Origin of the sequence: Pantoea sp. Fr+CA_20 (assembly GCF_024520835.1) — a bacterium.
In the GTDB taxonomy this organism is placed as follows: Bacteria; Pseudomonadota; Gammaproteobacteria; order Enterobacterales; family Enterobacteriaceae; genus Pantoea; species Pantoea allii.
The window spans coordinates 32,575-59,009 of the sequence record NZ_JALNPN010000001.1 but is presented as its reverse complement, the minus strand read 5'-3'; the positions used below and the strand labels follow the sequence as shown (position 1 = coordinate 59,009).

The 26,435-nt window shown below is 53.7% G+C and carries 26 protein-coding genes; 8 read left to right on the top strand and 18 right to left on the bottom strand.

What is annotated here, in order from left to right; translation table 11 throughout:
- Positions 1-41: 41 nt before the first annotated feature.
- On the bottom strand, positions 42-869 hold the full coding sequence (locus tag NR177_RS00245) for an AraC family transcriptional regulator (protein WP_096010466.1): 828 nt from the start codon (positions 867-869) through the stop codon (positions 42-44).
- Positions 870-995: 126 nt separating this feature from the next.
- Here NR177_RS00245 and NR177_RS00240 point away from each other — a divergent pair, with 126 nt between their 5' ends.
- Entirely contained in the window at positions 996-1,514 is a 519-nt protein-coding gene (locus NR177_RS00240) for an isochorismatase family protein (protein ID WP_063878000.1), read from the top strand.
- Between the two features lie 72 nt (positions 1,515-1,586).
- Positions 1,587-2,180, top strand: a complete 594-nt coding sequence (locus NR177_RS00235) for a DUF1349 domain-containing protein (protein WP_306277938.1) — start codon at positions 1,587-1,589, stop codon at positions 2,178-2,180.
- Positions 2,181-2,270: 90 nt separating this feature from the next.
- On the opposite strand, the gene ssb1 is transcribed toward NR177_RS00235, so the two are convergent.
- Positions 2,271-2,822, bottom strand: a complete 552-nt coding sequence (gene ssb1 / locus NR177_RS00230) for a single-stranded DNA-binding protein SSB1 (RefSeq protein WP_063877998.1) — start codon at positions 2,820-2,822, stop codon at positions 2,271-2,273.
- Between the two features lie 224 nt (positions 2,823-3,046).
- Between ssb1 and uvrA the strand changes: the two genes are divergently transcribed.
- Both uvrA and NR177_RS00220 read left to right on the top strand, forming a co-directional pair.
- On the top strand, positions 3,047-5,875 hold the full coding sequence (uvrA, locus tag NR177_RS00225) for an excinuclease ABC subunit UvrA (RefSeq protein ID WP_063877997.1): 2,829 nt from the start codon (positions 3,047-3,049) through the stop codon (positions 5,873-5,875).
- Positions 5,876-6,102: 227 nt separating this feature from the next.
- Positions 6,103-7,167 (top strand): NAD(P)-dependent alcohol dehydrogenase, encoded by a 1,065-nt coding sequence (locus tag NR177_RS00220; RefSeq protein WP_063877996.1) that lies wholly within the window; start codon positions 6,103-6,105, stop codon positions 7,165-7,167.
- Between the two features lie 38 nt (positions 7,168-7,205).
- On the opposite strand, the gene NR177_RS00215 is transcribed toward NR177_RS00220, so the two are convergent.
- From NR177_RS00215 to dnaB, 6 genes are all read right to left on the bottom strand, one after another.
- Complete coding sequence (locus NR177_RS00215) at positions 7,206-7,529, bottom strand: MmcQ/YjbR family DNA-binding protein (protein WP_063877995.1); 324 nt, start codon at positions 7,527-7,529, stop codon at positions 7,206-7,208.
- Positions 7,530-7,531: 2 nt separating this feature from the next.
- A complete protein-coding gene (locus NR177_RS00210; protein WP_096010468.1) occupies positions 7,532-7,948 on the bottom strand; it encodes a secondary thiamine-phosphate synthase enzyme YjbQ in 417 nt (138 codons plus the stop codon).
- 126 nt (positions 7,949-8,074) lie between these two features.
- On the bottom strand, positions 8,075-9,268 hold the full coding sequence (locus tag NR177_RS00205; protein ID WP_172897565.1) for an amino acid aminotransferase: 1,194 nt from the start codon (positions 9,266-9,268) through the stop codon (positions 8,075-8,077).
- Between the two features lie 41 nt (positions 9,269-9,309).
- Positions 9,310-9,924 (bottom strand): YitT family protein, encoded by a 615-nt coding sequence (locus NR177_RS00200; protein WP_063877992.1) that lies wholly within the window; start codon positions 9,922-9,924, stop codon positions 9,310-9,312.
- Positions 9,925-10,109: 185 nt separating this feature from the next.
- Positions 10,110-10,601: an Lrp/AsnC family transcriptional regulator gene (locus NR177_RS00195; protein ID WP_063877991.1), complete on the bottom strand. Its 492-nt coding sequence runs from the start codon at positions 10,599-10,601 to the stop codon at positions 10,110-10,112.
- 126 nt (positions 10,602-10,727) lie between these two features.
- Positions 10,728-12,134 carry a replicative DNA helicase gene (gene dnaB / locus NR177_RS00190; RefSeq protein WP_063877990.1) on the bottom strand — a complete coding sequence of 469 codons (1,407 nt, stop codon included), beginning with the start codon at positions 12,132-12,134 and terminating at the stop codon, positions 10,728-10,730.
- A 96-nt stretch (positions 12,135-12,230) separates the two neighbouring features.
- On the opposite strand from dnaB, the gene NR177_RS00185 reads away from it, so the two are divergent.
- On the top strand, positions 12,231-13,214 hold the full coding sequence (locus NR177_RS00185; RefSeq protein WP_063877989.1) for a quinone oxidoreductase: 984 nt from the start codon (positions 12,231-12,233) through the stop codon (positions 13,212-13,214).
- 182 nt (positions 13,215-13,396) lie between these two features.
- Here the strand turns inward: NR177_RS00185 and pspG are convergent, their stop codons facing one another.
- From pspG to traF, 3 genes are all read right to left on the bottom strand, one after another.
- A complete protein-coding gene (gene pspG / locus NR177_RS00180; RefSeq protein ID WP_063877988.1) occupies positions 13,397-13,663 on the bottom strand; it encodes an envelope stress response protein PspG in 267 nt (88 codons plus the stop codon).
- A 162-nt stretch (positions 13,664-13,825) separates the two neighbouring features.
- The gene (gene dusA / locus NR177_RS00175) at positions 13,826-14,821 is read right to left on the bottom strand and encodes a tRNA dihydrouridine(20/20a) synthase DusA (RefSeq protein WP_256852033.1); all 996 of its coding nucleotides are present in this window, start codon (positions 14,819-14,821) and stop codon (positions 13,826-13,828) included.
- 99 nt (positions 14,822-14,920) lie between these two features.
- Positions 14,921-16,192 carry a conjugal transfer protein TraF gene (gene traF / locus NR177_RS00170; protein ID WP_241567336.1) on the bottom strand — a complete coding sequence of 424 codons (1,272 nt, stop codon included), beginning with the start codon at positions 16,190-16,192 and terminating at the stop codon, positions 14,921-14,923.
- A 438-nt stretch (positions 16,193-16,630) separates the two neighbouring features.
- Between traF and zur the strand changes: the two genes are divergently transcribed.
- On the top strand, positions 16,631-17,152 hold the full coding sequence (gene zur / locus NR177_RS00165) for a zinc uptake transcriptional repressor Zur (RefSeq protein ID WP_063877985.1): 522 nt from the start codon (positions 16,631-16,633) through the stop codon (positions 17,150-17,152).
- Between the two features lie 156 nt (positions 17,153-17,308).
- Here the strand turns inward: zur and NR177_RS00160 are convergent, their stop codons facing one another.
- The 4 genes from NR177_RS00160 to NR177_RS00145 form a co-directional block, all read right to left on the bottom strand.
- Complete coding sequence (locus NR177_RS00160; RefSeq protein WP_014606944.1) at positions 17,309-17,521, bottom strand: CsbD family protein; 213 nt, start codon at positions 17,519-17,521, stop codon at positions 17,309-17,311.
- Positions 17,522-17,692: 171 nt separating this feature from the next.
- Positions 17,693-19,015 (bottom strand): MATE family efflux transporter DinF, encoded by a 1,323-nt coding sequence (dinF, locus tag NR177_RS00155; protein WP_063877984.1) that lies wholly within the window; start codon positions 19,013-19,015, stop codon positions 17,693-17,695.
- A 110-nt stretch (positions 19,016-19,125) separates the two neighbouring features.
- Positions 19,126-19,740, bottom strand: coding sequence for a transcriptional repressor LexA (gene lexA, locus NR177_RS00150; protein ID WP_063877983.1), 615 nt, complete (start codon positions 19,738-19,740; stop codon positions 19,126-19,128).
- A gap of 106 nt (positions 19,741-19,846) precedes the next feature.
- Positions 19,847-20,215 (bottom strand): diacylglycerol kinase, encoded by a 369-nt coding sequence (locus NR177_RS00145; protein ID WP_063877982.1) that lies wholly within the window; start codon positions 20,213-20,215, stop codon positions 19,847-19,849.
- A gap of 128 nt (positions 20,216-20,343) precedes the next feature.
- Here NR177_RS00145 and plsB point away from each other — a divergent pair, with 128 nt between their 5' ends.
- On the top strand, positions 20,344-22,770 hold the full coding sequence (gene plsB / locus NR177_RS00140; RefSeq protein WP_063877981.1) for a glycerol-3-phosphate 1-O-acyltransferase PlsB: 2,427 nt from the start codon (positions 20,344-20,346) through the stop codon (positions 22,768-22,770).
- Between the two features lie 127 nt (positions 22,771-22,897).
- On the opposite strand, the gene ubiA is transcribed toward plsB, so the two are convergent.
- From ubiA to psiE, 3 genes are all read right to left on the bottom strand, one after another.
- On the bottom strand, positions 22,898-23,782 hold the full coding sequence (gene ubiA / locus NR177_RS00135) for a 4-hydroxybenzoate octaprenyltransferase (protein WP_256852032.1): 885 nt from the start codon (positions 23,780-23,782) through the stop codon (positions 22,898-22,900).
- An 11-nt stretch (positions 23,783-23,793) separates the two neighbouring features.
- Positions 23,794-24,306, bottom strand: coding sequence for a chorismate lyase (ubiC, locus tag NR177_RS00130; RefSeq protein ID WP_063877979.1), 513 nt, complete (start codon positions 24,304-24,306; stop codon positions 23,794-23,796).
- A gap of 83 nt (positions 24,307-24,389) precedes the next feature.
- Positions 24,390-24,800 carry a phosphate-starvation-inducible protein PsiE gene (gene psiE, locus NR177_RS00125; RefSeq protein ID WP_063877978.1) on the bottom strand — a complete coding sequence of 137 codons (411 nt, stop codon included), beginning with the start codon at positions 24,798-24,800 and terminating at the stop codon, positions 24,390-24,392.
- 662 nt (positions 24,801-25,462) lie between these two features.
- Between psiE and NR177_RS00120 the strand changes: the two genes are divergently transcribed.
- Positions 25,463-26,275: an alkaline phosphatase family protein gene (locus NR177_RS00120; RefSeq protein WP_256852031.1), complete on the top strand. Its 813-nt coding sequence runs from the start codon at positions 25,463-25,465 to the stop codon at positions 26,273-26,275.
- The last annotated feature ends 160 nt before the right edge of the window (positions 26,276-26,435 follow it).

Below are 26,435 nucleotides of genomic sequence, written 5' to 3'. Positions count from 1 at the left end.
CCAAATCAGGCAAGAAAGGCTTGTAGCAAATTGCGCTCAGGCTATCGCGAGATTATCTGTTTTTGATAACGCCCTGGGGTAATGCCATAACGGTTAGCAAAGGCGCGCGTGAGATGCGCCTGGTCGGTCAAGCCCACCGCAGCGGCCACGCTGGCGATCGCTTCGCCCTGCGCCAGCCTCTCTTTGGCCTCATACAGTCGGTACGCCATTAACATTTGCTGAGGTGTCACGTGGAAACGATCGCGGAAAGCCCGTAAAAAATGCCAGGGCGATAATGAGACTAAGGCTGCCAGCGTCTCCAGCCTGACCGGTTCAGCCAGATTCGCACGCAGGTAGTCGCGCACCTTGTCGAAGCGATGCCTGGCTTCCGCTTTGCGGGGAGAGGACATGCGCGCCAGCGGGCGCAATTGAAGCAGCAGTTCTGATAACAAACTGTAACGTGCCAGCGCCGTTTCGGCGTGCCACAACGTCGAGAGAACCTGCGATAGCGGTTGTGCCAGACGGATATCCGTCCTGAGCGCGTCGTTAAACCACCAGCCGCGGTCACCGCTGAGTTCATCCATCAGCTGCGGCTGGATGTAAATCATTTGATAACGCCAGCCCTCTTCGCAGGCCGATTCGCCGGTGTGCAGCTCATCTGGATTCATCATCACCAGCGAATGCGCCGGTGCGGTGTACTGCGTACCGCGATAGCGAAAACGTTGCGCGCCCGCCTCAATCGTTCCTATGCCAAACGCTTCATGCGTATGTGGTTCAAATGCGTAACGAGAGATATGTGCCTGATAAAGCTCCACACCGGGCAGCTCAGGCGATTGCTTAAACTGCGCGCGATCTTTTTCACAGGGGAAAACCGCCGGAATGCCCTCCACGTCACCTCTCCTTCTATATGCGACACCGTCTTTTATATTGCCCGCAAAGCACGACGGCAGGCAAAGATTGTCATCCCCGGTTGAATACGCAACACTGCTTAACAGGCATCCTGACAAGGAACGATCATGCAGCGTGTAGTAATGGTAGTTGATATGCAAAATGGTGTGTTTGCATCGCCGCGTTTCGATCGCGCAGGGCGAGTCGCCCAGATCAACCGGCTGATCAGACAGGCTGACATTACCCTTTTTATTCAGCATCGCGAAGGAAACATGACGGAAGGCAGCCATGCGTTTGCCCTGTTACCCGATATTGAACAACCCCAGAATGCGCATTACATCACCAAAACCGCGTGCGACAGCTTCTGGCAAACGCCCCTGGCGTCGCTGCTGACCACTTTATCGGTTACCGACTTCGTGATTTGTGGCTGTGCCACCGACTACTGTGTTGATACCACCATTAAAGTGGGCGCGAGTTTAGGTTATCGCATCACCGTGGCAGCCGACGCGCACACCACCGCCGACCGCACTTACGTCAGCGCGGAGCAATTAATTGGTCAGCATAATGAAGTGTGGGCAGGGTTTGGTCTGCCGGGTAACGTGCCGCGCGTCGTCAATACCGAAACCCTGCTGGCTGAATGGCGGTAGCGGCGACCAACCAAAAGGCACCTGAGCCTATACTTTATGCTCTGACTACTCTTAACGGTAAGGCTGTGACTTATGACGCATTTTGGAGGCGCCGTGTTCGAATCCTTTTCCTGGATCAATGAACCTGCACAGTGGCGGTATCATGACGGCACGTTGCAGGTCGTCACCGATGAAAAAACGGATTTCTGGCATAAGACCTGGTATGGGTTTGAACGTTTTTCCGGGCATATCTTTGCCACGGAAGTGCAGGAGGATTTTACTTTCCAGGTCAAAATTTGTGCGGATTTTACCACGCTGTACGATCAGGCAGGATTGATGCTGATGCACGATGCGCAGCACTGGTTGAAAGCGGGCATTGAATATAATGATGGTGCGCCCGCCATCGGCAGCGTATTGACGCTTGGCCAGTCTGACTGGGCCACGGGCATCTTTCCCGGCGATGCGCGGGCATTCTGGCTCAGATTGACGCGCAAAGGGGACAGCCTGAGACTGCAGTATTCAACCGATGGTCAATGCTGGCCGTTACTGCGTTTGTGCCCTTTCCCGGCGGGCAGCGTTAACGTCGGTGTCATGTGCTGCACACCAGAACGCGCTGGCCTGAGCGTGGCATTTCAGGACCTGTCTTTGACCCCGCCGCTGGATAAGGCCCTGCATGACCTGAGCTGAAGGGAATCGCGTCACGCCAGAACACATGCAGAAAAACAAAAAGCCCCTGTAGGGGCTTTTGCAATACGGAACAACGACGCAATGTCTTAATCAGAACGGAATGTCGTCGTCGAAATCCATTGGTGGTTCATTGTTGTTGCTGGCCGGTGCGCCTGGCTGCTGCTGAGGACGAGACTGCGCGCCGCCACTGAACTGGTTATTATTCGCCTGCTGCGGCTGTGGCTGCTGAGGCTGGCCCCAACCGTTGTTGCTGCCCTGACCGCCGCCTGCTGCTGGCGCGTTACCGCCCTGCTGACGTCCACCCAACATTTGCATGGTGCCGCCAACGTTCACCACCACTTCCGTGGTGTAACGTTCCTGGCCACCCTGGTCCTGCCACTTACGGGTGCGCAACTGGCCTTCAATATAGACCTGAGAACCTTTACGCAGATATTCGCCGGCAACTTCAGCCAGCTTGCCAAACAGCACGACACGGTGCCATTCGGTGATTTCTTTGTTTTCACCGGTCTGTTTATCACGCCAGCTTTCCGAGGTAGCCAGCGTAATGTTGGCGACAGCGCCACCATTTGGCATGTAACGTACTTCCGGATCCTGACCCAGATTCCCGACAAGAATCACTTTGTTAACGCCACGACTGGCCATGTTGCTGTCTCCCGATGAATTTTTACGTAAACTCTAAACGATCAATTCTAACACGTCCCGCGCCTGGTTTCCCAGTTTAGAGAGGTGTTCCATTTTTAATCATCCGCCTTAAAAAAGCAAAAAACTACTGGATATTTGTTCAGTCTATTTTTTGTGCCATAATGATGCGTTTATTCTGGCCGTGTCGTATGGCGCGGTGAGTGCTGCTAATCCGGGAAAGGTGAATGGATAAGATCGAAGTTCGTGGTGCCCGCACCCATAATTTGAAAAACATCAACCTGACGATTCCTCGCGACAAACTCATTGTGGTTACTGGCCTGTCCGGGTCCGGTAAGTCATCTCTGGCGTTTGATACGCTGTATGCGGAAGGTCAGCGCCGCTATGTGGAGTCGCTCTCTGCTTATGCGCGCCAGTTTCTTTCATTGATGGAGAAACCGGACGTCGATCATATCGAGGGTTTGTCGCCGGCTATCTCCATTGAGCAAAAGTCCACCTCGCATAACCCGCGTTCTACGGTGGGGACGATCACCGAGATCCACGATTACCTGCGCCTGCTGTTTGCCCGCGTGGGTGAACCTCGCTGCCCGGATCACGACGTGCCGCTGGCGGCACAAACGGTCAGCCAGATGGTTGACCAGGTTCTTGAGCAGCCTGAAGGCCGTCGTCTGATGCTGCTGGCACCGGTGGTGAAAGATCGTAAAGGTGAACATACCAAAACGCTGGAGAACCTGGCTACGCAGGGCTATATCCGCGCCAGGATCGATGGCGAGGTGTGCGATCTTTCCGATCCACCTAAGCTAGAACTGCAGAAAAAACACACCATTGAAGTGGTTATCGATCGCTTCAAAGTGCGCGATGACTTAGCGACGCGCCTTGCCGAGTCGTTCGAAACCACGCTGGAACTGTCTGGTGGTACGGCGATTGTCGCCGATATGGACGATGATGCCGCCGAAGAACTGCTGTTCTCCGCTAACTTTGCCTGCCCGATCTGCGGATACAGCATGAGTGAGCTGGAGCCGCGCCTGTTTTCGTTCAACAACCCTGCCGGTGCCTGCCCAACCTGTGATGGTCTGGGCGTGCAGCAGTATTTCGATCCCGATCGCGTGGTGCAAAATGTGGAGCTGTCGCTGGCCGGTGGCGCAATCCGCGGCTGGGATCGCCGCAATTTTTATTACTTCCAGATGCTGCGCTCGCTGGCTGAGCACCTCAAGTTTGATATCGAAGCGCCCTTTAGCAGCCTGCCGGACAACGTGCGTAACGTCATCCTGTATGGTTCTGGTAAAGAGAGCATTGAGTTTAAATATATCAATGACCGTGGTGATACCTCGGTGCGCCGTCATCCGTTCGAGGGCGTGCTGAACAATATGGAACGCCGTTATAAAGAGACGGAGTCATCGGCGGTGCGTGAAGAGCTGGCGAAGTTCATCAGCAATCGTGCCTGCACCAGCTGTGAAGGAACGCGTCTGCGGCGTGAAGCACGCCACGTCTACGTGGAAAATACCACGCTGCCCACCATCTCAGAAATGAGTATTGGGCACGCCATGTCGTTTTTTGAAAACCTGAAGCTGAGTGGTCAGCGGGCTAAAATCGCCGAGAAAGTGCTGAAAGAGATTGGCGATCGCCTGAGCTTTCTGGTCAACGTTGGCCTGAATTACCTGTCGATGTCGCGCTCCGCTGAAACCCTCTCGGGCGGTGAAGCACAACGTATTCGCCTGGCCAGTCAGATCGGTGCTGGCCTGGTCGGTGTCATGTATGTGCTGGATGAGCCTTCCATCGGCCTGCATCAGCGTGATAACGAGCGCCTGCTTGGTACGCTGATTCACCTGCGCGATCTGGGCAACACGGTGATTGTGGTGGAGCATGATGAGGATGCGATTCGTGCCGCCGACCACGTGATTGATATCGGTCCCGGCGCAGGGGTACACGGTGGATCGATTGTCGCGGAAGGGACCGTCGACCAGATCATGGCCGAAGAAGCCTCCCTGACCGGTCAGTTCCTCAGTGGAAAACGCGAAATCGCCTTGCCAAAAGCGCGGGTGAAAGGCGATCCGTCTAAGGTGCTGAAAATCACCGGCGCACGGGGCAACAACCTTAAGGATGTGACGTTAACGCTGCCTGTTGGCCTGTTTACCTGCATCACCGGTGTCTCCGGTTCAGGGAAGTCGACGCTCATCAACGATACGCTGTTCCCGATTGCACAGCGCGCCCTGAATGGCGCGACGATTGCCGAACCGGCCCCCTACCGTGAGGTAGTCGGACTGGAGCATTTCGATAAAGTTATCGATATCGATCAGAGCCCTATTGGCCGGACGCCGCGCTCAAACCCGGCAACCTATACCGGTATTTTTACGCCGGTACGTGAGCTGTTTGCCGGCGTCCCGGAGTCCCGTTCACGCGGTTACAATCCTGGCCGGTTCAGCTTTAACGTCCGTGGCGGACGCTGTGAAGCCTGTCAGGGTGATGGCGTACTGAAAGTTGAGATGCACTTTTTGCCGGACATCTATGTGCCGTGCGATCAGTGCAAAGGCAAACGCTATAACCGTGAAACGCTGGAGATTAAATACAAAGGCAAAAGCATTCACGAAGTGCTGGAAATGACCATCGAAGAGGCACGCGAGTTCTTTGATGCCGTACCGGCGCTGGCGCGTAAGCTGCAAACGCTGATGGACGTGGGTTTGTCCTATATCCGCCTGGGGCAGTCGGCAACGACACTCTCCGGCGGTGAAGCCCAGCGTGTGAAACTGGCGCGTGAGCTGTCAAAACGCGGTACCGGTCAAACCCTGTATATTCTGGATGAGCCGACCACCGGGTTACACTTTGCTGATATCCAGCAGTTGCTGGAAGTGCTGCATCAACTGCGCGATCAAGGCAACACCATTGTGGTGATTGAGCACAATCTGGACGTGATTAAAACGGCGGACTGGATTGTCGACCTGGGGCCAGAAGGCGGCAGCGGCGGCGGTGAAATCCTGGTGTCGGGTACGCCGGAAACGGTGGCGGAGTGCGAGAAATCCCATACCGCGCGTTTCCTCAAACCCTTGTTGAAAAAATAAATTGTCATGCCCGCCTCTGGCGGGCTTTTTTTTCAGAACTGCTCTGTTTAACCGGATAAATGCAGAATCAGGCAAGATTCAGACACGTATAGGCATATACGCTTTTCGATCCCCTGACTATCCTTAATCCGTTCCTCTTTGGTACGCCCCTGGCGTCACCTTCTTGCTGCGCGCTTTATGCTGCGGCGTTGATTCAAAAATCACGACACACCTTAACTGGAGACTCCATGAACATTACCCATGCGTATGCTGCTCAGGATGCAAAATCCAAACTGGCACCGTTTGATTTCAAACCGCGTGAGCTTCGTGCTCATGACGTACAGCTTGAAGTGCTGTTCTGTGGCGTTTGTCACTCTGACTTACATCAGGCGCGCAATGAGTGGAAAAACACAATTTTCCCTGTGGTACCTGGGCACGAAATTGTCGGTCGCGTTACCGCTGTTGGCCCGGATACGCAAAAATACAAAGTGGGCGATCTGGTCGGCGTCGGCTGTATGGTGGATTCCTGCCGTAGCTGTCCAAGCTGCCAGGAAGGGCTGGAGCAGTACTGTGAAAACGGTTTTGTCGGCACCTACAACGGTGAAGATCGCGTAACAGGTGCCATTACCTATGGCGGTTACTCGACCTCGATGGTAGTGGATGAAAGCTTTGTGCTGCGTATTCCCGAAAACCTTGAGCTGGCAGGCGTTGCACCGCTGCTGTGTGCCGGTATCACTACCTATTCACCGCTGCGTCACTGGAACGTCGGTCCGGGTAAAAAAGTTGGCATCGTCGGCCTGGGCGGTCTGGGTCACATGGGCGTGAAAATTGCACATGCGATGGGCGCGCATGTGGTGTTGTTTACCACCTCACCGTCAAAAATCGAAGATGGTAAACGCCTGGGTGCGGACGAAGTCGTAATCTCTAAAGATGCCGACCAGATGGCCCAGCATACCAACAGCTTTGACTTCATCCTGAACACCGTCGCAGCCCAGCACGATCTTAACCCCTTTATCACCCTGCTGAAGCGTGACGGCAATATGACCCTGGTGGGCGCGCCTGAGCATGATCACCCGGCACCGCAGGTGTTTAACCTGATCTTTAAACGTCGCAGTGTTGCCGGTTCGCTGATCGGCGGCATCGCTGAAACCCAGGAAATGCTGGATTTCTGTGGCGAGCATGGCATTACCTCAGATATCGAGCTGATTGCTATGGATCAGATTAACGACGCCTACGAACGTATGCTGAAAAGCGATGTAAAATACCGCTTTGTTATTGATATCAATACGCTGCGTAACGAATCTGCGGCATAACCCTGCCGTTCGCCCTCTCCCGCCTCGGGGGAGGGACCTTATCGTCCGGCGTCAGCCTGCTGAAAAGAGGCATCCACCAGATAGTAGATTTGCGAATCTTTTAGCGTGCCATCCAGAAACAGCGTGTTCCAGTGGGATTTATTCAGGTGTTCACTGGGGAACACATCGCTGTGCTCATCCCGCATCAGTTCTGCCAGCGCAGGCGTGGATTTTAACGACACCGCCGGTCGACCTTTCACTTCATGAACCATGGCAAACAGCACGCCGTTGCTCTTAATCTGTGTAGCCTTCCAGTCGCTGTGAACGCTTTGTTCAGCGCCAGGTTTGCTCATGCAATAGGTCAGTAACTCTGAGTTATTCATCATCATTCCCCTTGTAGGGTGGCAACGATACGTCGGGCACCACCGTGAATGCGATGCTCACCCAACCAAATACCCTGCCAGGTTCCCAATACCAGCTGGCCACGCTGCACAGGCAGCGTCAACGATACGCCGAGACTGGACGACTTAATGTGCGCGGGCATATCGTCACGGCCTTCATAATCATGTTGATAAAGTGCGTCTTCCGGGACATGACGCATAAAGTGCTGCTCCATATCACGTCGTACCGTCGGATCGCAGTTTTCATTCAGCGTCAGTGAGGCTGAAGTGTGTTGCAACAGCAAATGCACCAGTCCGATCCTGATATCACGTAACCCTGTCAGCTGTTGCACGATTTCGTCAGTGACCAGATGAAAACCGCGTGATTTCGCGCTTAAGGTCAAGGTTTGTTGATGCCACATACATTTTTTTCCTGAATCTGTCAGACCATTTAAGTGTGCAGAATGTGGCGCAAAGGTAAACCCGAACCGTAAAAATAAAAAAGCCGCCAGACAATGCTGGCGGCCAGAACCTGCGACGGCTGAGAATTACATTACCGCAGCAAAGGCTTCTGCTACCTGATGGACATTTTTACTGTTGAGGCCCGCCACGCACATACGACCGCTGCCAACCAGATAAACGCCAAACTCTTCTCGCAGGCGATCCACCTGCTGCGCGCTCAGGCCGGTGTAGCTGAACATCCCGCGCTGCTTTAACAGGTAGTCAACGCTTTTACCCGGCAACGCCGTACTCATCACCTGCACCAGCGCCTGACGCATGTCGATAATACGCAGGCGCATCGCTTCCACTTCTGCCAGCCAGCTCGCCTTTAAGGCAGGATCGTTTAACACGCGTGCCACCACCTGCGCGCCGAAATTCGGCGGGCTGGAATAGTTACGACGCACGGTCGCTTTTAACTGGCCCAGAACACGGCTGGACTCTTCAGCGCTGTCGCACACGATGGAAAGTCCACCGACGCGCTCGCCATAGAGCGAGAAAATTTTTGAGAATGAATTGCTGACCAGCGCAGGCAAGCCCGCCGCGGCAACCGCACGCATCGCGTAAGCATCTTCTTCCATACCAGCACCAAAGCCCTGATAGGCGATGTCGAGAAACGGAATCAGTTCCTGTGCTTTCAGCACCGCGACGGTTTCGTCCCACTGCGCATTCGTCAGGTCAGCACCGGTCGGGTTATGACAGCACGGATGCAGCAGCACGATGCTCTGGCTGGGCAATGTTTTCAGCTTGCTGAGGAAAGCGTCAAACCGCACGCCGTTGCTTTCCGGGTCATACCAGGGATAGGTATTAACCTCGAAACCTGCGCCGCTAAAAATGGCGACATGGTTTTCCCAGGTCGGATCGCTGACCCAAACGTTTGACTGTGGAAAATAGCGCTTGAGGAAATCCGCACCCACTTTGAGCGCACCCGAACCGCCTAATGTCTGGATGGATGCAACATGGCCCGCTTTCAGTACCGGATGCCCGGCCCCAAACAACAAGGGCGCAATCGCGTTGCGGTAGCTGCTTAACCCTTCCATCGGAAGATAGAGAGAAGCCTGCTGCGGCTCGGCACGCAACTGTTCTTCAGCATCGGCAACGGCCTGTAGCTGAGGAATGATGCCTTGCTCATTGTAATAAAGCCCAATACTCAGGTTCACTTTATGCTCGCGCGGGTCCTGTTTAAAGGCTTCCATCAGCGACAAAATAGGGTCGCCAGCATAGGCATCAACGTTTTGGAACACGGTGCAGATCTCCATGGTTGGTCTTGAAATAAAAAGGGCCACTAAACCCTGTAACGCCCGGGACGATGGTTCATTGCGATAATCAAATTAAGCACCACTGCGCCGGCGACAGACGCAAGCAACATCGGCAGGCTGACGACAAACAGCGACGCCAGCACCACACAGGTATCCACTGCCATTTGCAGTTTACCGGCGCGAATGCCGAAACGGTCCTGTAACCAGAGCGCCAGAATATTGATTCCACCCAGGCTGGCTTTGTGACGAAACAACACTATAAACCCAATGCCCATGATGACGTTACCGAACAATGCCGCATAAAAAGGATTCAGCGTGGAAAAATGCATAAATAACGGGTGCAGGTGGGTAAAAAGTGATACCAGGCCCACGGCACTGAAGGTTTTCAGGGTAAATTCCCAGCCCATGCGCTTTACGGCCAGCCAGTAAAACGGGATGTTAATCAGAAAGAAGGCACTGCCAAAAGAGACGGGCGACAGGTAGCTGATTAAAAATGCGATGCCTGCCGTACTGCCGGTCAGGGCACCCGCCTGCTTCAGCATGATCACGCCAAACGAGACCATTAAGGTGCCGAGCAGAATAGCCAGCGCGTCTTCAAGGCGAGAATGGGGAATATCAACGGGTTGTACAAGGTTATCCATAATACTGTCTCAGTGCGAAGGAATGACGCACTGATGCAATAACTACGCCAGCCTGCGTGTGCGGAAAACGCGGTTGTCTTCATCCGCCTGTGTCATCGGCCCTGACAGGGCGAATCGTGCATGGTCGATTTATGTGGCGCACAAAAAACGCATAGATTGACGATTCATCGCACCACATTTGCACATCATGCGCTTTTTTGGCGCACAGCGGGCTCAGCACTCATCATCAGACCATTCTCTTTAAGCCTGCCCAGCACAACCGACGTTTTGACATGGGAAACGCTTTGGTGCCCGGCTAACAACTGGCTGATTAACGCACTGAGTGAGGCTAAATCGGCCACCGCCACTTTTAGCAGGTAGTCGGCATCCCCGGTGGTTTTATATGCATCAACAATGGCCTCTTCCTGCGCCACCATCTGATGAAAACTCTCGACATACTCAGCGGTGTGGTTGATAAGACGCACTTCGATCAACCCGACCATGCCAAGACCTACCGCGTCCGGCGACAGGCGTGCGTGATAGCCAAGAATCAGGTTTGCCTGTTCAAGATTGATACGACGACGTGAGCATTGCGACGCAGAAAGACCCACTAAATCACTGAGTTCCTGATTGGTAAGGCGGCCGTTGGATTGTAACAGAGTGAGGATTTTTAGATCGTAATCGTCTACATGAGTCATGCTGTTTCCATCGCGTAGGAGTGTCGCTTTGCTACAGATAACCCGATTATCTGCGGGATTGTCCAACACTATTTCGTACGGTGGTAAGCGACATGCACAGATCGTGCATGTCGGCGCATAACAGGATTACTCGTCGTCGTATTGCGGTCCGGCGTAGTTATCGAAACGTGACCACTGACCGTTAAAGGTGAGGCGCACGGTTCCGATGGGGCCGTTACGCTGCTTGCCCAGAATGATCTCGGCAATCCCTTTAAGATCGCTGTTTTCGTGATAAACCTCATCGCGATAAATAAACATGATCAAGTCAGCATCCTGCTCGATCGACCCGGATTCACGCAGATCCGAGTTCACCGGGCGTTTATCGGCACGTTGTTCCAGAGAGCGGTTCAACTGGGACAGGGCCACCACGGGCACATTCAGCTCTTTTGCCAGCGCTTTTAACGAACGGGAAATCTCCGCGATTTCCAGGGTACGGTTATCCGACAAGGCAGGTACGCGCATCAACTGCAGGTAGTCGATCATGATCATGCTCAGTCCACCGTTTTCACGGTAGATACGCCGCGCGCGAGAACGCACTTCGGTCGGCGTCAGGCCAGAAGAATCATCGATATACATATTCTTCTTTTCCAGCAAGATCCCCATCGTTCCCGAAATGCGCGCCCAGTCTTCATCGTCGAGCTGACCGGTACGAATGCGCGTCTGATCGACCCGCGACAACGAGGCCAGCATACGCATCATGATCTGTTCGCTGGGCATCTCCAGGCTGAAAATCAGCACCGGTTTGTCCTGTAACATGGCGGCGTTTTCGCACAGGTTCATGGCAAAGGTGGTTTTACCCATCGACGGACGGGCGGCCACAATAATCAGGTCTGATCGCTGCAGACCCGCCGTTTTCTTATTCAGGTCCTGGTAACCGGTATCCACCCCGGTAACACCATCATGCGGCGTCTGATACAGCGATTCGATGCGTGAAACGGTGGCTTCAAGAATCTGCTCAATATTCTTTGGACCATCATCTTTATTCGCCCGCGCCTCAGCAATCTTGAATACGTTCGACTCGGCAAAATCCAGCAGATCTTCACTGCTGCGTCCCTGGGGATCGTAACCGGCATCGGCAATTTGATTTGCCACGGCGATCATTTCACGTACTACCGCGCGTTCGCGTACGATATCCGCATAGGCGCCGATGTTCGCAGCGCTGGGCGTATTTTTTGCCAGCTCTGCCAGGTAAGCGAAGCCGCCTGCCATGTCCAGTTCGCCGCGCGTTTCGAGCGATTCAGACAGAGTGATCAGGTCTATCGGCTTACTGTTTTCCAGCAGGCGCTGCATCTCGGAAAAGATCAGACGGTGCGAGCGATTGAAAAAATCATTAGCCACGACGCGTTCGGACACGTTGTCCCAGCGCTCGTTATCCAGCATTAACCCACCCAGCACCGACTGTTCCGCTTCCAGCGAATGCGGGGGCATTTTCACGCCTTCCAACTGGCGATCCTGCGTTTCGTTCGATTTGTTGGTGGGTTTATTTCCTGCCATAGTGAATGCATTACCGATCTTCTGTGGGGACGCGCAAGTATACCTCAGTTAAGGGGCGCGCCTCACCCTCATGATGAAACAATCACAGGAGTAAGAATGGCAAAGCGTATTCAGTTCAACGCACACGGCGGTCCCGAGGTTTTAAGCTGGGTCGATTTTGAGCTTGCCGATCCCACTGAGCATGAAATCCAGGTAGAAAATCGAGCGATTGGCATCAACTATATTGATACCTACATTCGCAGCGGGCTTTATCCAGCCAGTCATTTCCCGTCAGGCCTGGGCACCGAGGCGGCTGGCGTGGTGACGCGTGTCGGCTCGGCTGTGACACGGTTTAAGCCCGGCGATCGCGTTGTGTATTGCCAGGCGGCACTGGGTGCTTACAGTGAACAGCATAATGTGGCGGAAGAGCGCCTGATGCTGTTACCGGATGCCATTAGCTTTGAGCAGGCGGCCGCCAGTTTCCTGAAAGGGCTGACTACTCAGTATCTGCTACGTCAGACCTACAAGGTGAAACCAGATGAAATCTTCCTGTTTCATGCGGCTGCCGGTGGTGTCGGGCTGATTGCCTGTCAGTGGGCGAAAGCGCTGGGCGCGCACCTGATTGGTACCGTCGGCTCCCCCGAAAAAGCGACGCTGGCAAAAAATGCTGGCGCCTGGGCCACGATTAATTATCAGCAAGACGATATTGCTCAGCGCGTCATGGAACTGACCGGGGGCGAAAAGGTTGGCGTGGTCTATGACTCGGTAGGTAAAGCCACCTGGGAAGCCTCGCTGGACTGTCTGCGTCGTCAGGGGCTGATGGTGAGTTTTGGTAATGCTTCGGGGCCGGTGACCAATATCGATCTCAGTATTTTGAACAAGAAAGGATCGCTATTCGTTACCCGACCTTCCCTGTTCGGATACATCACCAATCGTCAGGAACTGGAAACGGCCAGTGCCGAGCTGTTTTCATTGCTGGCCAGTGGCGCGATTAAGGTCGATGTGCCTGAGCAGCAAAAATTTGCCCTTAAAGAGGCCAGTAAAGCGCATCAGGCTCTGGAGAGCCGGGCCACGCATGGCTCCAGCCTGTTAATTCCCTGAAATAAAAAGGGCTTCCCGCAGGAAGCCCTTTTTTTTATTTTTCATTCGCACTGATGTAGGGTCAGAAGCGATGAATATGTTATGAAACAACGCGACTTATCCTGACAGAAAACATAAGTAAAAAGTATGGCCACCGGCCATTATCTTACCGGCAATGTCACACCCTGTGATCCCGGACACATTTAGTACCAGCCGTCTTTTTCCAGCCGACTGAAGCGGCGTTTAAGCCTGTTGCGTCGGCGCGTCTCTTCGTCTGTAAAAAAGCGGCGATAAAGCCATACCGCTGCCACCGCCAGGATTAACCAGGGCAAAACCTTCACAATCAGTGCCAGCATGCCACCTACAAACATTACCACCGTGGCGACGATCAGGGCAGCAATCACGCCTAACAGGGACACGCCGGTCAGTAACAGCATCAGGAAAAAACCCAACACAAAAAGAATATCCATTTTGGAGCTCCTCGTTATCAATACACTGACTATTACAAGAAACGTGCCAAAGGTTAACTTTTTGATTTTAATAGAAATAGCAGAAAAAACGAAACCCAAAATTGATGAAATTAACCAACTGTTGGTGTTAAAAAAACCAGCCGGGTGGCTGGTTTTGCAGGATTATGCTTCCTGAGGAATTTTGTCGGCGACCAGGGCTAGCGCCGCCTCCAGTACACGGACATCGGCACCGGGCTTGTGGGCGTTTTCACTGAGGTGACGTCGCCACTGACGTGCGCCAGGAATCCCCTGGAACAGGCCCAACATATGGCGCGTAACATGGCCAAGGTAAGTCCCTTTGGTGAGTTCCGCTTCAATATAAGGATACATAGCCCGCACCACCGCGACCGGATCGACCGCAGGACGATCGCGGCCAAATAACTCACGATCCACCTGCGCCAGGATACCGGGGTTTTGATAGGCTTCACGGCCCATCATCACGCCGTCCAGATGCTGAAGGTGCGTTTTTGCCTCTTCCAGCGTTTTCACGCCACCGTTGATCGCAATTGTCAACTGCGGAAAATCGCGCTTTAACTGGTAAACCCGCGGATAATCCAGCGGCGGGATCTCACGGTTCTCTTTCGGGCTGAGGCCAGAGAGCCAGGCTTTACGGGCATGGATAATAAAGGTGTCACAGCCACCGCGCTCTGCCACGGTGCCGATAAAGTCGGTAAGGAAAGCATAGCTGTCCTGATCGTCAATGCCGATACGGGTTTTAACCGTTACCGGGATATCCACCACTTCGCGCATCGCGTTGATACCGTCTGCCACCAGGCCTGCTTCCGCCATCAGGCAGGCACCAAAGCGACCATTCTGTACCCGATCTGACGGGCAACCCACATTGAGGTTCACTTCATCGTAGCCGCGCTGTTCCGCCAGCGCCGCACACTGTGCCAGGGCGGCGGGATCGCTTCCGCCCAGTTGCAACGCGACCGGATGCTCCTGTTCGCTGTATGCCAGATAATCGCCTTTGCCGTGAATGATTGCGCCCGTCGTTACCATTTCGGTATACAGCAGCGTGTCCGCAGTGAGCTGACGATGGAAGTAGCGACAGTGACGATCGGTCCAGTCGAGCATGGGGGCAACAGAAAAGCGTTGGGATGAAAAAGTATCGGTCATGAAGCGCAGTCGATCCGGTAGTTAACAGTGATGATATTCTGCGCAAGGATAGCATAAGGGCGGGCGACAAGGTATCGCCCGCCCGTTAATGGCAAGGGATTAGAAATTAAATCCAAGCTGTGCCATTGCACCCCAGGTATTGTTTTGGCCCACTGAGCCAGCCAGATCCAGATGCACAGAGTTGTTGAACGGTGACACACCGAAACCGGCTGTGGCCACGTTTTCATCAGTAGAACGCATGTCCGCGCGGTAACCGGCACGTAACTGCAACCACTCCAGCACGCGGTATTCCGCACCTACGCCAGCGTACTGGCTGTTTTCCTGCGATTTAAAGCGGTGGGTTTCGGTCAGATCAACATCACCGGTCAGGGTAACGGGGCCTTTATCCCATGCTAAGCCCGCCGTCACTAATGGGCGGATTTCGTAAGTATCGCGATAGCCGTTCACTTCTTTCGTTTGCAGATCGCGGGAAACCAGGTTTTGTCCGGTCACGCCCAGCGTCCAGTTTTCGGCGAAGACCGTCGCCACACCGGCATCGATGTTAAAACCGCTTTCGGTGCTGCGGTAACGACCGTCGCGCAAATCGTTTTTGTCGTAGTTATAGACGCTGGCGGAGTAATTATACAGCCAGGTTTTTTGCAGTTTTGGCGTAATACCGATTGAGACAGGTTGTCCGGCAATCGTGAACTCATGGGCAACGGAAATACCGTAATCCGTATTCAACGCCGCCAGGCCATTCGCGCTGGAGCCCAGCAGGTTTTGAACGTTCGCCAGGCCAAAGGCACCGCCAGGAATACCTGCAAAGGTGCCATCAGCAACGCCCTGCAGAATAACGATGTCACCTTCTTTCACATTCGCGCGAACGTGCGCCGTACCGTAAGCCTTGGTGATAAAGGCAAAAGGCAGTGTTTCATTGGGAATGGTTACGGCGATTGCCGCACCCGCTGTGGCATTGGCTTTATTACCGCGTAAATCCCTGAGCGTATTCGCTAAGTCGCCGGAGGCAGCCTGGATTTGCGGGATACGGCGTAACAGCTCAAATCCTGTGGCGTTGCCGAACAGATCCTGATAGCGATTTACCGTATCCGTGATGGTATCGATCTTATCGACCATCTTGTCTTTGTCCGTGATTTGCACACCGGCACTGGGAATAATAATGCTGACGTTATCGTCGGGCCTGGCTTTGGTCATTAACGCCGGGTTAGCCAACACAGCCGAACCGTAGTTTGAGGACGCCACGCCCGTTCCGCCCATGGCGTCGTTGCGGGCATCATACCAGGTTCCGGCGGCCAGCGCGGAAGATGAAAAAACCAGGGCATTGAATACTGCAGGAAAAACCAGAACGGAACGTGGAACGGTTATTTTTGCCATTTGCTTATCATCACCTGAAATATTGCCGTTAAAACATTAACGACTGAATAGTTTGTTAGCTCCATTGTGGAGGATTGCTAACGCTTTATTGCTGTGAATTCAGAGTAAATAGTGGCGCAATTCCGTGGATTGATTGTTTTTCGATCCGATATGTGAGGTTCCCGCCGAAAATGCTTCAGGCAAATCCAGTCTGGGCCAGCACTTTATTAAGAACATTTAAACATTAGTTCTTAACTCAGTGAGATGTAAAGTAAAAGTAAAAAATATCTATAAACATTCTGAAACAGACTGGTACGAAGCCAGTTGTCAGCAAAGGATAAGCGAACGGAAGGGAAGAAACAGAAGCGTGTAAGCGGGCGCTGTCTGGCTGGCGGCAAGGTTCAACGTCATAACAATTATTGTGATAAGATAACATCACCTGTCTAGCGGAGAAACGCCATGTCAACCATGACGCCAGAGCAAATTATGACCCAGGCTGAGAAGCTGTGTTTACAGCGCGGTGTTCGCCTGACGACCCAGCGAGCAGAAGTGCTACGGTTGATGGCCGGACAGCCAGGCTCTATCAGTGCTTATGACCTGCTTGATCAGTTGCGGGTTAGCGAGCCGCAGGCTAAGCCGCCTACCGTTTATCGTGCGCTGGATTTCTTGCTCGAACAGGGTTTTATTCATCGGGTTGAATCGAATAACAGCTATGTCATGTGTCATCACTTCGAAGCGCCTGCGCATACGTCGGTTATGCTGGTTTGCGATCGCTGTGCTGGGGTGACAGAAAAGCAGGCTCAAGGCGCAGAGCAGATCATCGCGTCTTTGGCTCAGGAGGCACACTTTGTGCTACGCCATAGCGTGATTGAAGCCCATGGCTTATGTGAGAACTGTGCTGAAGTTGAGGCTTGTGAACATCATGAACATTGTGATCACGACCATCAGACTGAAGGGAAAAAGCGCGGTAAACGGGGTTAACAGGGTTGGGGTTACAAGGCTACAGGGTTACAGGGTTACAGGGTTACAGGGTTACAGGGTTACAGGGTTACAGGGTTACAGGGTTAATGTGCACATCCTTGTGCGGTGGCCGGCATGAGCGTACCGACCCGGGTAGGAGCGTCCCTGAAAGCGTGATTACCAGCGGTAATCTTTGTTGGAACCTTCCCAGGCCGTTACTTCTTTCTCCGCTTCTTCTTTCGCGTAGCCGTAACGTTCCTGAATTTTTCCGACCAGCTGATCGCGTTTACCTTCAATGACTTGCATATCATCGTCGGTCAGCTTGCCCCATTTCTCTTTCATCTTTCCTTTGAACTGTTTCCAGTTACCACTCGCTTCGTCTTTATTCATTGCAGACCTCCACGTCATCCTTCGGTTTCGTTTTATTTTGCAGTTAAACAAAATCACGATATAAAGCGCTACTTAATAGCGCCATTCAAAGTTAATTGTAGTAGGTAATTTCAGGTTTGCCGGAAAAAATGAAAATAATATGTATCCTGCGTCATAATTCCGGTTCAGCGTTCAGGCAGTGAACCAGGTGCCATTGCGCCAGTGCTTACGCCAGACCAGCCACAAGGATAAGCCACGCAGGGCAAGGAAGACCGCTATCGCCAGCCACAAACCATGGTTGCCGAGCAGGGGCACCGTTGCGAGCGTCAGGAAATAGCCCAAGGCAGCCACCGCCATGCTGTTACGCATTTCTCTTCCCTTTGTCGCACCAATAAACATGCCATCCAACAGATAGCACCAGACGCCGATTAGCGGCATGACAATCTGCCAGATCAAAAAGCGGTCAGCGGCCTGTTGCAGCGCATGGATAGAGGTGAGGAATGCCACTATCTGATAGCCAAACAGGGCATAGACGAGTGAGAAAAACAGCGCCACCACCAGCGCCTGACGACAGGCAGATAGCCATACCTGCTGCAGCCGGGTGCCGTTTTTTGCCCCGTGCGCTTCACCGGCAAAGGCTTCTACGGCGTAGGCAAACCCATCCAGCGCGTAGGCGGTGAACGTAATGAACATTAACAGGATGGCATTGACCGCGACGACGTCAGGGCCAATGCGGGCGCCGAGCACGGTAAGAGAGGCAAAGCAGAGCTGCAACAGCAAGGTGCGCAGTAAAATATCGCGATTAAGGCGAAGAAGGCGGTGGATGTCGCCGCGCCAGCTGTGAGTGAGCATCTCCAAGGTGATACCCCGCAGCGTTAGTACGCGCCACACCATCACCGCACCGACCAGTAACGTTGCGTATTCTGCCAGCGCAGTGGCGCTAGCGGCACCCGCCACGCCCCAGTGCAAACCCAGCACGAGCCAGAGATCCAACAGGATATTAATGACGTTACCTACCACCAACAAGATGACCGGTGCCCTGGCATACTGAACGCCCAGCAGCCAGCCCAGGATGACTAAATTAGCCAGCGTTGCGGGCGCACTGAGCCAGCGAATATGGATAAACAGGGCTGCCTGTTCCAATACCGCGGGGTCCCCACCAATAAAGCGGGTGGCTAACGTCGTAACGGGATAGCGAAGGAAGATAAATAAGAGGCCCGCGACCAGCGCGATGAGCAGTGGCTGAGTCAGCGCTCGCGCCAGAGCGGTCTTATCACCCGCACCCAATGCCTGAGCCGTTAAGCCCGTGGTACTCATACGCAGAAAGAGCAGCAACATGAAGATGAAGCTGGTGATGGTCGTACCGACAGCCACACCACCCAGATAAACCGGGCTGTCAAGATGGCCGATCACGGCCGTGTCGACCAGACCGAGCAGAGGAACCGTGATATTTGACAGGATCATGGGCAGCGCTAACCGCCACAGGTTTTTATCGGTAGCTGTCAGAAAGCGCATTCTTGAATCCGTGCGATAAACCGCCGGGGCCAGAGATAAACCCACAGCGGCAAAGTAAGGGCAGACTGGAAAACGTTAAGATTGACGCGTGCCAATAACCTTAACGGGTTTTACAACCACTCACCATTACGGACAATGCCGACAGCCAGACCTTCAACGGTGAGAGACTGGGCACGTGTGTCAACAATGATAGGCTCGAAATCGTTATTTTCAGGTAAGAGATGCACCACAGAACCCTGTTTCTTCCAGCGTTTTACCGTGACTTCATCATCAATACGCGCAACCACAACCTGACCATTACGCACTTCCTGCGTTTTGTGAACCGCCAGCAAATCACCATCCATAATGCCGATATCTTTCATCGACATTCCGCTCACGCGCAACAGGAAATCCGCTGCAGGCTTGAACATGTCAGGATCTACTTTGTAATGCGTTTCAATGTGTTCCTGGGCCAGTAATGGCTCACCGGCGGCGACGCGACCAATCAACGGCAGGCCGTCTGATGGCTCTTCTTCCATTAACAAACGGATACCGCGGGACGCACCAGAGACGATTTCAATCACGCCTTTACGCGCCAGTGCTTTCAGGTGTTCTTCGGCTGCATTTGGCGAACGAAAACCAAGCTGCGCGGCGATTTCTGCACGCGTTGGCGGCATGCCTGTTTGATTAATGTGGTCGCGAATCAAGTCGTAGACCTGTTGCTGCCTGCTGGTTAATGCTTTCATCCCGCCCCCTGGTTGTTTATACAGTCGCTGTGAGTATATACAGGTATTGGTGAAATGGAAACCAAAACTCAGGCCAAAATCAGTTATTTGACGCGAGATGGAACGCTTATCGCAAATGCGACCAAAGCAGCGTTCCCCAGACAAAAAGGGCCAGTAATATTGCGATGAAAACGGCGGCGGAGCCCATGTCTTTTGCACGTCCAGCAAGAGGATGCCGCTCCTGACCGGTGCGGTCTACCACCGCTTCTATGGCACTGTTCAGGACTTCAACAATAATCACCAGTACGACAGAGCCAATCATCAGGATGCGCGAAACGCTATCGACATCCAGCCAGCAGGCCAGGATAATCGCTACCAGTGCGGTAACCGCTTCCTGACGGAAAGCAGCTTCATGCTGCCAGGCAGCACGAAGACCTTGCCATGAATAGCCCGCAGCTTTCACAATTCGGTTAAGGCCGGTGACATTATTTGTCATAATAAAGGAACTCTTTTCAAAGGATTGACGTCAATATTGGGCAGCGCACAATTGTCGCTGTCACAGATTTTTGCTGCGCTTTCTGATAAGCTTGCGCCGCTTTGCTAACAAGAGGCTTCATGTTGTCTATGTCAGGTTGGCGTATACTTTTTTATAAATTACTGAATTTACCCCTGTCGTTTCTGGTAAAGAGTAAGGCCATTCCGGCCGATCCCGTATCCGAACATGGGCTGGACCCAACCCGGCCTATTATGTATGTCCTGCCTTATGATTCAAAGGCCGATCTCCTGACTTTGCGCGCGCAGTGCATCAGGCACGAGCTGCCCGATCCGCTTTCGCCGCTGGAGATTGACGGGGCCTTGCTGCCGCGTCATGTCTTTATCCACGATGGCCCACGCGTGTTTCCCTATTTCGTGCCCAGCGTCGAGTCGGTAAAAATCTTCCACGAGTATCTCGATCTGCACCGCAGTAACCCTGAGCTTGATATCCAGATGTTACCGGTTTCCGTCATGTTCGGCCGCGCACCCGGCCGGGAAGTGCAGGGAGAAGATAATCCGCCTCATTTACGTTTGTTAAATGGGGTACAAAAATTCTTTGCTGTGCTCTGGCATGGTCGCGACAGTTTTGTGCGCTTCTCGCCAACCGTTTCCCTGCGTCGGATGGCGACTGAACACGGTACGGATAAATCAATTGCGCAAAAGCTGGCCCGGGTCGCTCGTATCCACTTTGCCCGTCAGCGTCTGGCGGCGGTCGGTCCGCGCCTGCCTGCGCGTCAGGATTTGTTCAATCGCCTGCTGCAATCGAAAGCGATAGAAAAAGCGGTAGAAGACGAAGCCCGCAGCAAGAAGGTTTCGCATGAAAAGGCCCAGCAAAACGCCGTTGAAATGATGGAGGAGATTGCCGCCAACTTCTCCTACGAAGCGATTCGCGTCACGGATCGCGTGATGGGTTGGCTCTGGAGTCGACTTTATCAGGGCATCAACGTCAACGGCGGTGAGCGCGTTCGTCAGCTGGCTCAGGACGGTCATGAAATTGTTTATGTGCCCTGCCACCGCAGCCATATGGATTACCTGTTGCTGTCTTACGTGCTGTATCACCAGGGGCTGGTCCCGCCGCACATCGCCGCCGGTATTAACCTGAACTTCTGGCCTGCCGGGCCGATTTTCCGCCGTCTGGGTGCCTTCTTTATTCGCCGGACCTTTAAAGGCAACAAGCTCTATGCCACTGTCTTCCGTGAATACCTGGGTGAACTCTTTACCCGTGGCTATTCCGTGGAGTACTTCGTGGAAGGGGGCCGTTCACGTACCGGCCGGCTGTTAGATCCGAAAACCGGCACGCTGTCCATGACGCTGCAGGCCATGCTACGCGGCGGCACGCGCCCTATCACGTTAGTGCCTATATACATCGGTTACGAACATGTCATGGAAGTGGGCACCTATGCGAAAGAGCTTCGCGGTGCCACGAAAGAGAAAGAAGGCTTCATGCAGATGGTGCGCGGCTTACGTAAGCTGCGCAATCTCGGTCAGGGTTACGTGAACTTTGGCGAGCCGCTACCGCTGATAAATTATTTGAATAAGCACGTTCCTGAATGGCGCGATGCTATCGATCCCATTGAAGCACAGCGTCCCGGCTGGTTGACCCCGGCGGCGAACGATATCGCGGCCACCATCATGGTGCGTATTAACGAAGCCGGCGCGGCGAATGCCATGAACCTGTGCGTTACCGCTCTGCTTGCTTCGCGTCAGCGCTCTTTGACCCGCGAGCAGTTGGTTGAGCAACTGGAGTGCTATACCCAGTTACTGCGCAACGTGCCCTACTCGCCGGATGCCACCTTGCCCGACATGTCTGCCGAAGCCCTGCTGGATCATGCGCTCAGCATGAACAAATTCGAGAGTGAAAAAGACAGTATTGGTGACATCATTATTCTGCCGCGCGAGCAGGCGGTACTGATGACCTACTACCGTAATAACATTCATCATATGCTGGTCATGCCGTCGCTGATTGCGGCGATTGTGCAGCAGCATCGCAACCTGAGCGAAGCCGAACTGCTGCGTCAGGTCAGCCTGATCTATCCCATGCTGAAGAGCGAGCTGTTCCTGCGCTGGAGCCATGATCAGCTGCCGCAGCTACTGACTAACTTATGTCAGGAACTGACGCGTCAGGGGCTGATTACCGTTGAGGCAGGTCTGTTGTCGTTTAACACCGCGCGTTACCGTACGCTTCAACTGCTGGCCGCCGGTGTGCGTGAGACGCTGCAGCGCTACGCCATCACCTTCTCGATTCTTAGCGCCAAGCCCACCATTAACCGGGGCACGCTGGAAAAAGAGAGCCGTACCCTGGCGCAGCGCCTGAGCGTGTTGCACGGGATCAATGCGCCGGAGTTCTTTGATAAAGCGGTATTCTCTTCACTGGTGCTCACGCTGCGTGATGAAGGTTATATCAGCGACAGCGGTGATGCCGACGTGGCGCAGACGCTGGCGACCTGGCACATCCTGGCTGACCTGGTCACCAGCGATGTACGCATGACCATCGAAAGCGCCGTGGCGCACGACTAGCGGATCAGTGAAGACGAAAAAGGCGACCTTGCAGGTCGCTTTTTTATTCGCGTTTTAACATCATCCTCAAACCTGCATTGACGCATCCTTCCGTCTGCAGGCTGGCAGGCGTGGCTCGCCGCAGCTGTTACAGCAGTTGTAAGAACGGCGGCGTATTCATCAGCACGCCCAGAAACAGAACCAGTCCCACATAGTTGTTATTCAGGAAGGCGCGGAAACAGGCCTGACGATCGCGCTGCGCAATCAGCTTTTGCTGATAAACAAATAACCCACCAGCCAGTAATAGCGTCCAGTAAAACGCGCCGTTCAGATCCAGCATCGTCCCTACCAGCGCCATCAACACCAGCGTAGCCAGCTGCAGCAAACCAATAATGAATTTGTCGTAACGGCCAAACAGTATCGCCGTAGATTTGACGCCAATCTTCAGGTCATCCTCGCGATCAACCATGGCATATTGCGTATCGTAGGCGACCGTCCAGCAAATGTTTGCCAGGAATACCAGCCAACAGACCAGAGGTAAGGACTCACTAACTGCCGCCCACGCCATGGGGATTGCCCAGCCAAATGCCGCGCCTAACACCACCTGGGGCAGATGCGTATATCGCTTCATAAACGGATAGACCCAGGCCAGCGCCAGGCCCACGACCGAGAGCATAATGGTCATCAGGTTCATGCTCAGTACCAGGGCAAACGCAATCAGCCCCAACACCACAAACAGCATTTTGGCTTCTTTCGCCGTCACGGCACCGCTTGCCAGCGGCCGGTGCCTGGTGCGCTCAACGTGCCCGTCTACCTTACGGTCGGCATAATCATTGATTACACAGCCCGCAGCGCGCATCACAAAGACACCGGCGACAAACACCGCCAGTGTCGGCAGCGGTGGGACGGTCATCTTTGCCAGCCAGAGTGCCCACAGCGTTGGCCATAACAGCAGTAAAGCGCCGATCGGTTTATCGATTCGCATCAGGCGGCTGTAAGCCTGCCATTTCGTCATTTTTTGTGTGTTTTGCACAGGTCAAACCCTTAACCTTGATCACGATAGACCGGCGATGCCGGTAAAAACAGTTCCGTTAACAGTAGCGGCTTACCCGACAGCCGCAGCCGGGACCGGCGTCCCCAGAGCGTTTCAACGCTGCCAGGCTCAATAAAGTCGCGGGTAAGCGTTGAAGAGGAGAACAGGTAACGTCCCAGAGGTCGCGTACCGAGTTGTTGTAACATGGTTTCCGGGCCGTTGAGGGTACTTTCAGGCACCAGCGTGCGTCCCGCCAGCCACGGCTGCTCATCTCCGTAGAGAATCACTTCACGCAGCCAGAAACGCTGGTCTGCAGGTAATAACGCGCCTTCATCGCCTAATTCGTCAGCATCGATAAAGCCTTCGCGTACAGGTTCCACCCTGACCTTCTGGCAATGCTGTTCGAAACGTCGCGTCATGGAGTCCTCCTCCATCAGCCAGTCACGAAGCGGTTGCGTAAATGCGGCATCGTCCAGCGCCAGCCAGGTGAGTGAACGTAATAAACGGAGCGGGTCTTGCGTCATGGCACTTTCCCCCAAAAATTTTCAGAGAGGTAGTTTAGCGCAGAGCGATACGAGGAACACCGTCCTGAATGCTGACGGCTTCGTTACTCGCGTTTAAGCCGGTTACTGTTTGCCAGCCACAGGGTGATAACCAGCACCAGGATAGCCGCGGAATAACATAACGTATCAATGGGATTTTTATGGTCGACGATGATCAGCCTGATGATGGCGGTAATCCCGATGTACACAAAGTAGCGTAAAGGGAAATGGTAGCCCGACTGGAAGTACTTCACGATGAGTGCAATAAATTCGAAGTAGAGAAAATAAATCACAATGCCGTCAATCAGCAAGTAGGACGACGCCTGCTCACCGGTGCTAAACAGGACATTGGCTAAGTGGACTGTCTCTTTGCCCAAAAACACCATCAAAATCACCGCCAGGATCAGTAGTCCCGCGTTCAGTACCCACTGCATCAGGCGCGCAATCTTCTGTGCTACCGGGTTTTTGTCACTCATCTCACGCCTCAAAAATTAAATGGGGTTTTATTGGCGCTATCATGCGTGAGTGTGACCTAAATCACAATATAGCCGTCAGGCTTACCGCACCCGCTGCCATTCCGCCTCCCAATGTGACATGAGCAAGGCTTATCAATGAACGCCATAACCCCTGAAAGATCAGAATCATAAAGCAAGAACAGCGCGGGTGAGGATGGATGTTTTCACGCACATCGCGCGCCAACTGCGGCTGTTGCTACGCCTGACGCCGGTTATCCCCTTATGACTGCCTGGTTGATTCCACCTGTTGGTAAAGCCTGTCATCCCTTTTTCACATGTGAGGGCTACATTGACTCGGTTTTGGCGACCGAATGATCCAGACCCGGTTTTAGCCCGACAACGCTCAGCTCTACGCATTCACTGCCTTATGTAGCGGTATTGCCTGTATCGACTGGCGGCTAATCAGGCGAAGCGCCAGCGCATAAGACGCGATGCGGCCGGGAAAAGGCATTTAACCCACTCCGTTTTCGCAGAAAAGTTTGTGTGTACTTACAATCAAAAAAGATATTGATAAAACAGAATATTTTACGATGAGCGAAACAATAACGCTGCATCAGACAACCCAATAGTGCCCTGTTAAGAGTACCGACGCGCACAACCTAAGCCACAGTAAGGAGAACAGCATGAAAACGATTCTGGTGATTCTGGACGGCCTGAGTCATCACGTGGCACAACACGCTATGGGCTACCTGCATGCAGAATGTGCCCATGGCAAAGGCCATTACTACAGCCTGAATTGTGCGCTGCCTTCGTTGTCACGTCCGCTGTATGAGTGCATTCTGACCGGCGTCGCACCGGTGGAAAGCGGGATTATTCATAACGATGTCAACCGCATGAGCCACGAACGCAGTGTGTTTCACTATGCGCGTGACGCCGGGCTGACCACCGCCGCCGCCGCTTACCACTGGATAAGCGAACTGTATAACCGCACGCCCTTCGAACCAGCCCGCGATCGTCACACGGACGCTCCGACGCTACCTGTTCAGTTTGGGCACTTTTACTCCGACGACGGCTATCCCGATTCCCACCTGTTTGAAGATGCCGAAAGCCTGCGGTTACGTTACAACCCGGACTTCCTGCTGATTCATCCGATGAATATCGATCATGCCGGCCATCAGCATGGCCTCTCTTCTGCCGCGTACCGCAACAGGGCGCGCATGGCAGATGGTTATCTGTCACAGTGGATGCCAGGCTGGCTGGCAGAAGGCTATCAGGTCATGGTCACCGCCGACCACGGCATGAACGATGACCGTTCGCATGGTGGCATGTTGCCAGAAGAAACGACCGTTCCCCTGTTTGTATTTGGTGAAGGCTTCTCGCGAAAGGCCGGGCTGGCCCCGCAACAAACCGAACTCTGCGGCACCCTGTGTTCGCTGCTCGGCGTCACACATGATAAGTCGGTCCATCGCGCCTTGCTGGCGGGTTCAGCGTCCTGACGTTAACGCGCTGAAGACCGGGCAGAGAACGTACAGGTTTCCACATTCCCGCCGAGCGGGATCATCATGAGCCGCAGCGGCACCTCACCCTGGACTGACGGCGGCCGTCTTCCCCTTCAGCGCTGTCAAAACGGGCGGCCTCGTCTTGTCTGTAGCCAGT

What these genes read in the sequence shown, in the direction of transcription:
- dinF (WP_063877984.1), bottom strand. Translation starts at nt 19,015, where the DNA reads ATGCGCTTTCTGACAGCTACCGATAAAAACCTGTGGCGGTTAGCGCTG.
- NR177_RS00120 (WP_256852031.1), top strand. Translation starts at nt 25,463, where the DNA reads ATGAAAACGATTCTGGTGATTCTGGACGGCCTGAGTCATCACGTGGCA.
- ubiC (WP_063877979.1), bottom strand. Translation starts at nt 24,306, where the DNA reads ATGACGCAAGACCCGCTCCGTTTATTACGTTCACTCACCTGGCTGGCG.
- NR177_RS00185 (WP_063877989.1), top strand. Translation starts at nt 12,231, where the DNA reads ATGGCAAAGCGTATTCAGTTCAACGCACACGGCGGTCCCGAGGTTTTA.
- dusA (WP_256852033.1), bottom strand. Translation starts at nt 14,821, where the DNA reads ATGACCGATACTTTTTCATCCCAACGCTTTTCTGTTGCCCCCATGCTC.
- ssb1 (WP_063877998.1), bottom strand. Translation starts at nt 2,822, where the DNA reads ATGGCCAGTCGTGGCGTTAACAAAGTGATTCTTGTCGGGAATCTGGGT.
- pspG (WP_063877988.1), bottom strand. Translation starts at nt 13,663, where the DNA reads ATGGATATTCTTTTTGTGTTGGGTTTTTTCCTGATGCTGTTACTGACC.
- zur (WP_063877985.1), top strand. Translation starts at nt 16,631, where the DNA reads ATGTCAACCATGACGCCAGAGCAAATTATGACCCAGGCTGAGAAGCTG.
- NR177_RS00195 (WP_063877991.1), bottom strand. Translation starts at nt 10,601, where the DNA reads ATGACTCATGTAGACGATTACGATCTAAAAATCCTCACTCTGTTACAA.
- NR177_RS00235 (WP_306277938.1), top strand. Translation starts at nt 1,587, where the DNA reads ATGACGCATTTTGGAGGCGCCGTGTTCGAATCCTTTTCCTGGATCAAT.
- dnaB (WP_063877990.1), bottom strand. Translation starts at nt 12,134, where the DNA reads ATGGCAGGAAATAAACCCACCAACAAATCGAACGAAACGCAGGATCGC.
- NR177_RS00160 (WP_014606944.1), bottom strand. Translation starts at nt 17,521, where the DNA reads ATGAATAAAGACGAAGCGAGTGGTAACTGGAAACAGTTCAAAGGAAAG.
- NR177_RS00220 (WP_063877996.1), top strand. Translation starts at nt 6,103, where the DNA reads ATGAACATTACCCATGCGTATGCTGCTCAGGATGCAAAATCCAAACTG.
- plsB (WP_063877981.1), top strand. Translation starts at nt 20,344, where the DNA reads ATGTCAGGTTGGCGTATACTTTTTTATAAATTACTGAATTTACCCCTG.
- NR177_RS00200 (WP_063877992.1), bottom strand. Translation starts at nt 9,924, where the DNA reads ATGGATAACCTTGTACAACCCGTTGATATTCCCCATTCTCGCCTTGAA.
- NR177_RS00240 (WP_063878000.1), top strand. Translation starts at nt 996, where the DNA reads ATGCAGCGTGTAGTAATGGTAGTTGATATGCAAAATGGTGTGTTTGCA.
- NR177_RS00215 (WP_063877995.1), bottom strand. Translation starts at nt 7,529, where the DNA reads ATGAATAACTCAGAGTTACTGACCTATTGCATGAGCAAACCTGGCGCT.
- uvrA (WP_063877997.1), top strand. Translation starts at nt 3,047, where the DNA reads ATGGATAAGATCGAAGTTCGTGGTGCCCGCACCCATAATTTGAAAAAC.
- traF (WP_241567336.1), bottom strand. Translation starts at nt 16,192, where the DNA reads ATGGCAAAAATAACCGTTCCACGTTCCGTTCTGGTTTTTCCTGCAGTA.
- psiE (WP_063877978.1), bottom strand. Translation starts at nt 24,800, where the DNA reads ATGAGTGACAAAAACCCGGTAGCACAGAAGATTGCGCGCCTGATGCAG.
- NR177_RS00145 (WP_063877982.1), bottom strand. Translation starts at nt 20,215, where the DNA reads ATGACAAATAATGTCACCGGCCTTAACCGAATTGTGAAAGCTGCGGGC.
- NR177_RS00210 (WP_096010468.1), bottom strand. Translation starts at nt 7,948, where the DNA reads ATGTGGCATCAACAAACCTTGACCTTAAGCGCGAAATCACGCGGTTTT.
- lexA (WP_063877983.1), bottom strand. Translation starts at nt 19,740, where the DNA reads ATGAAAGCATTAACCAGCAGGCAGCAACAGGTCTACGACTTGATTCGC.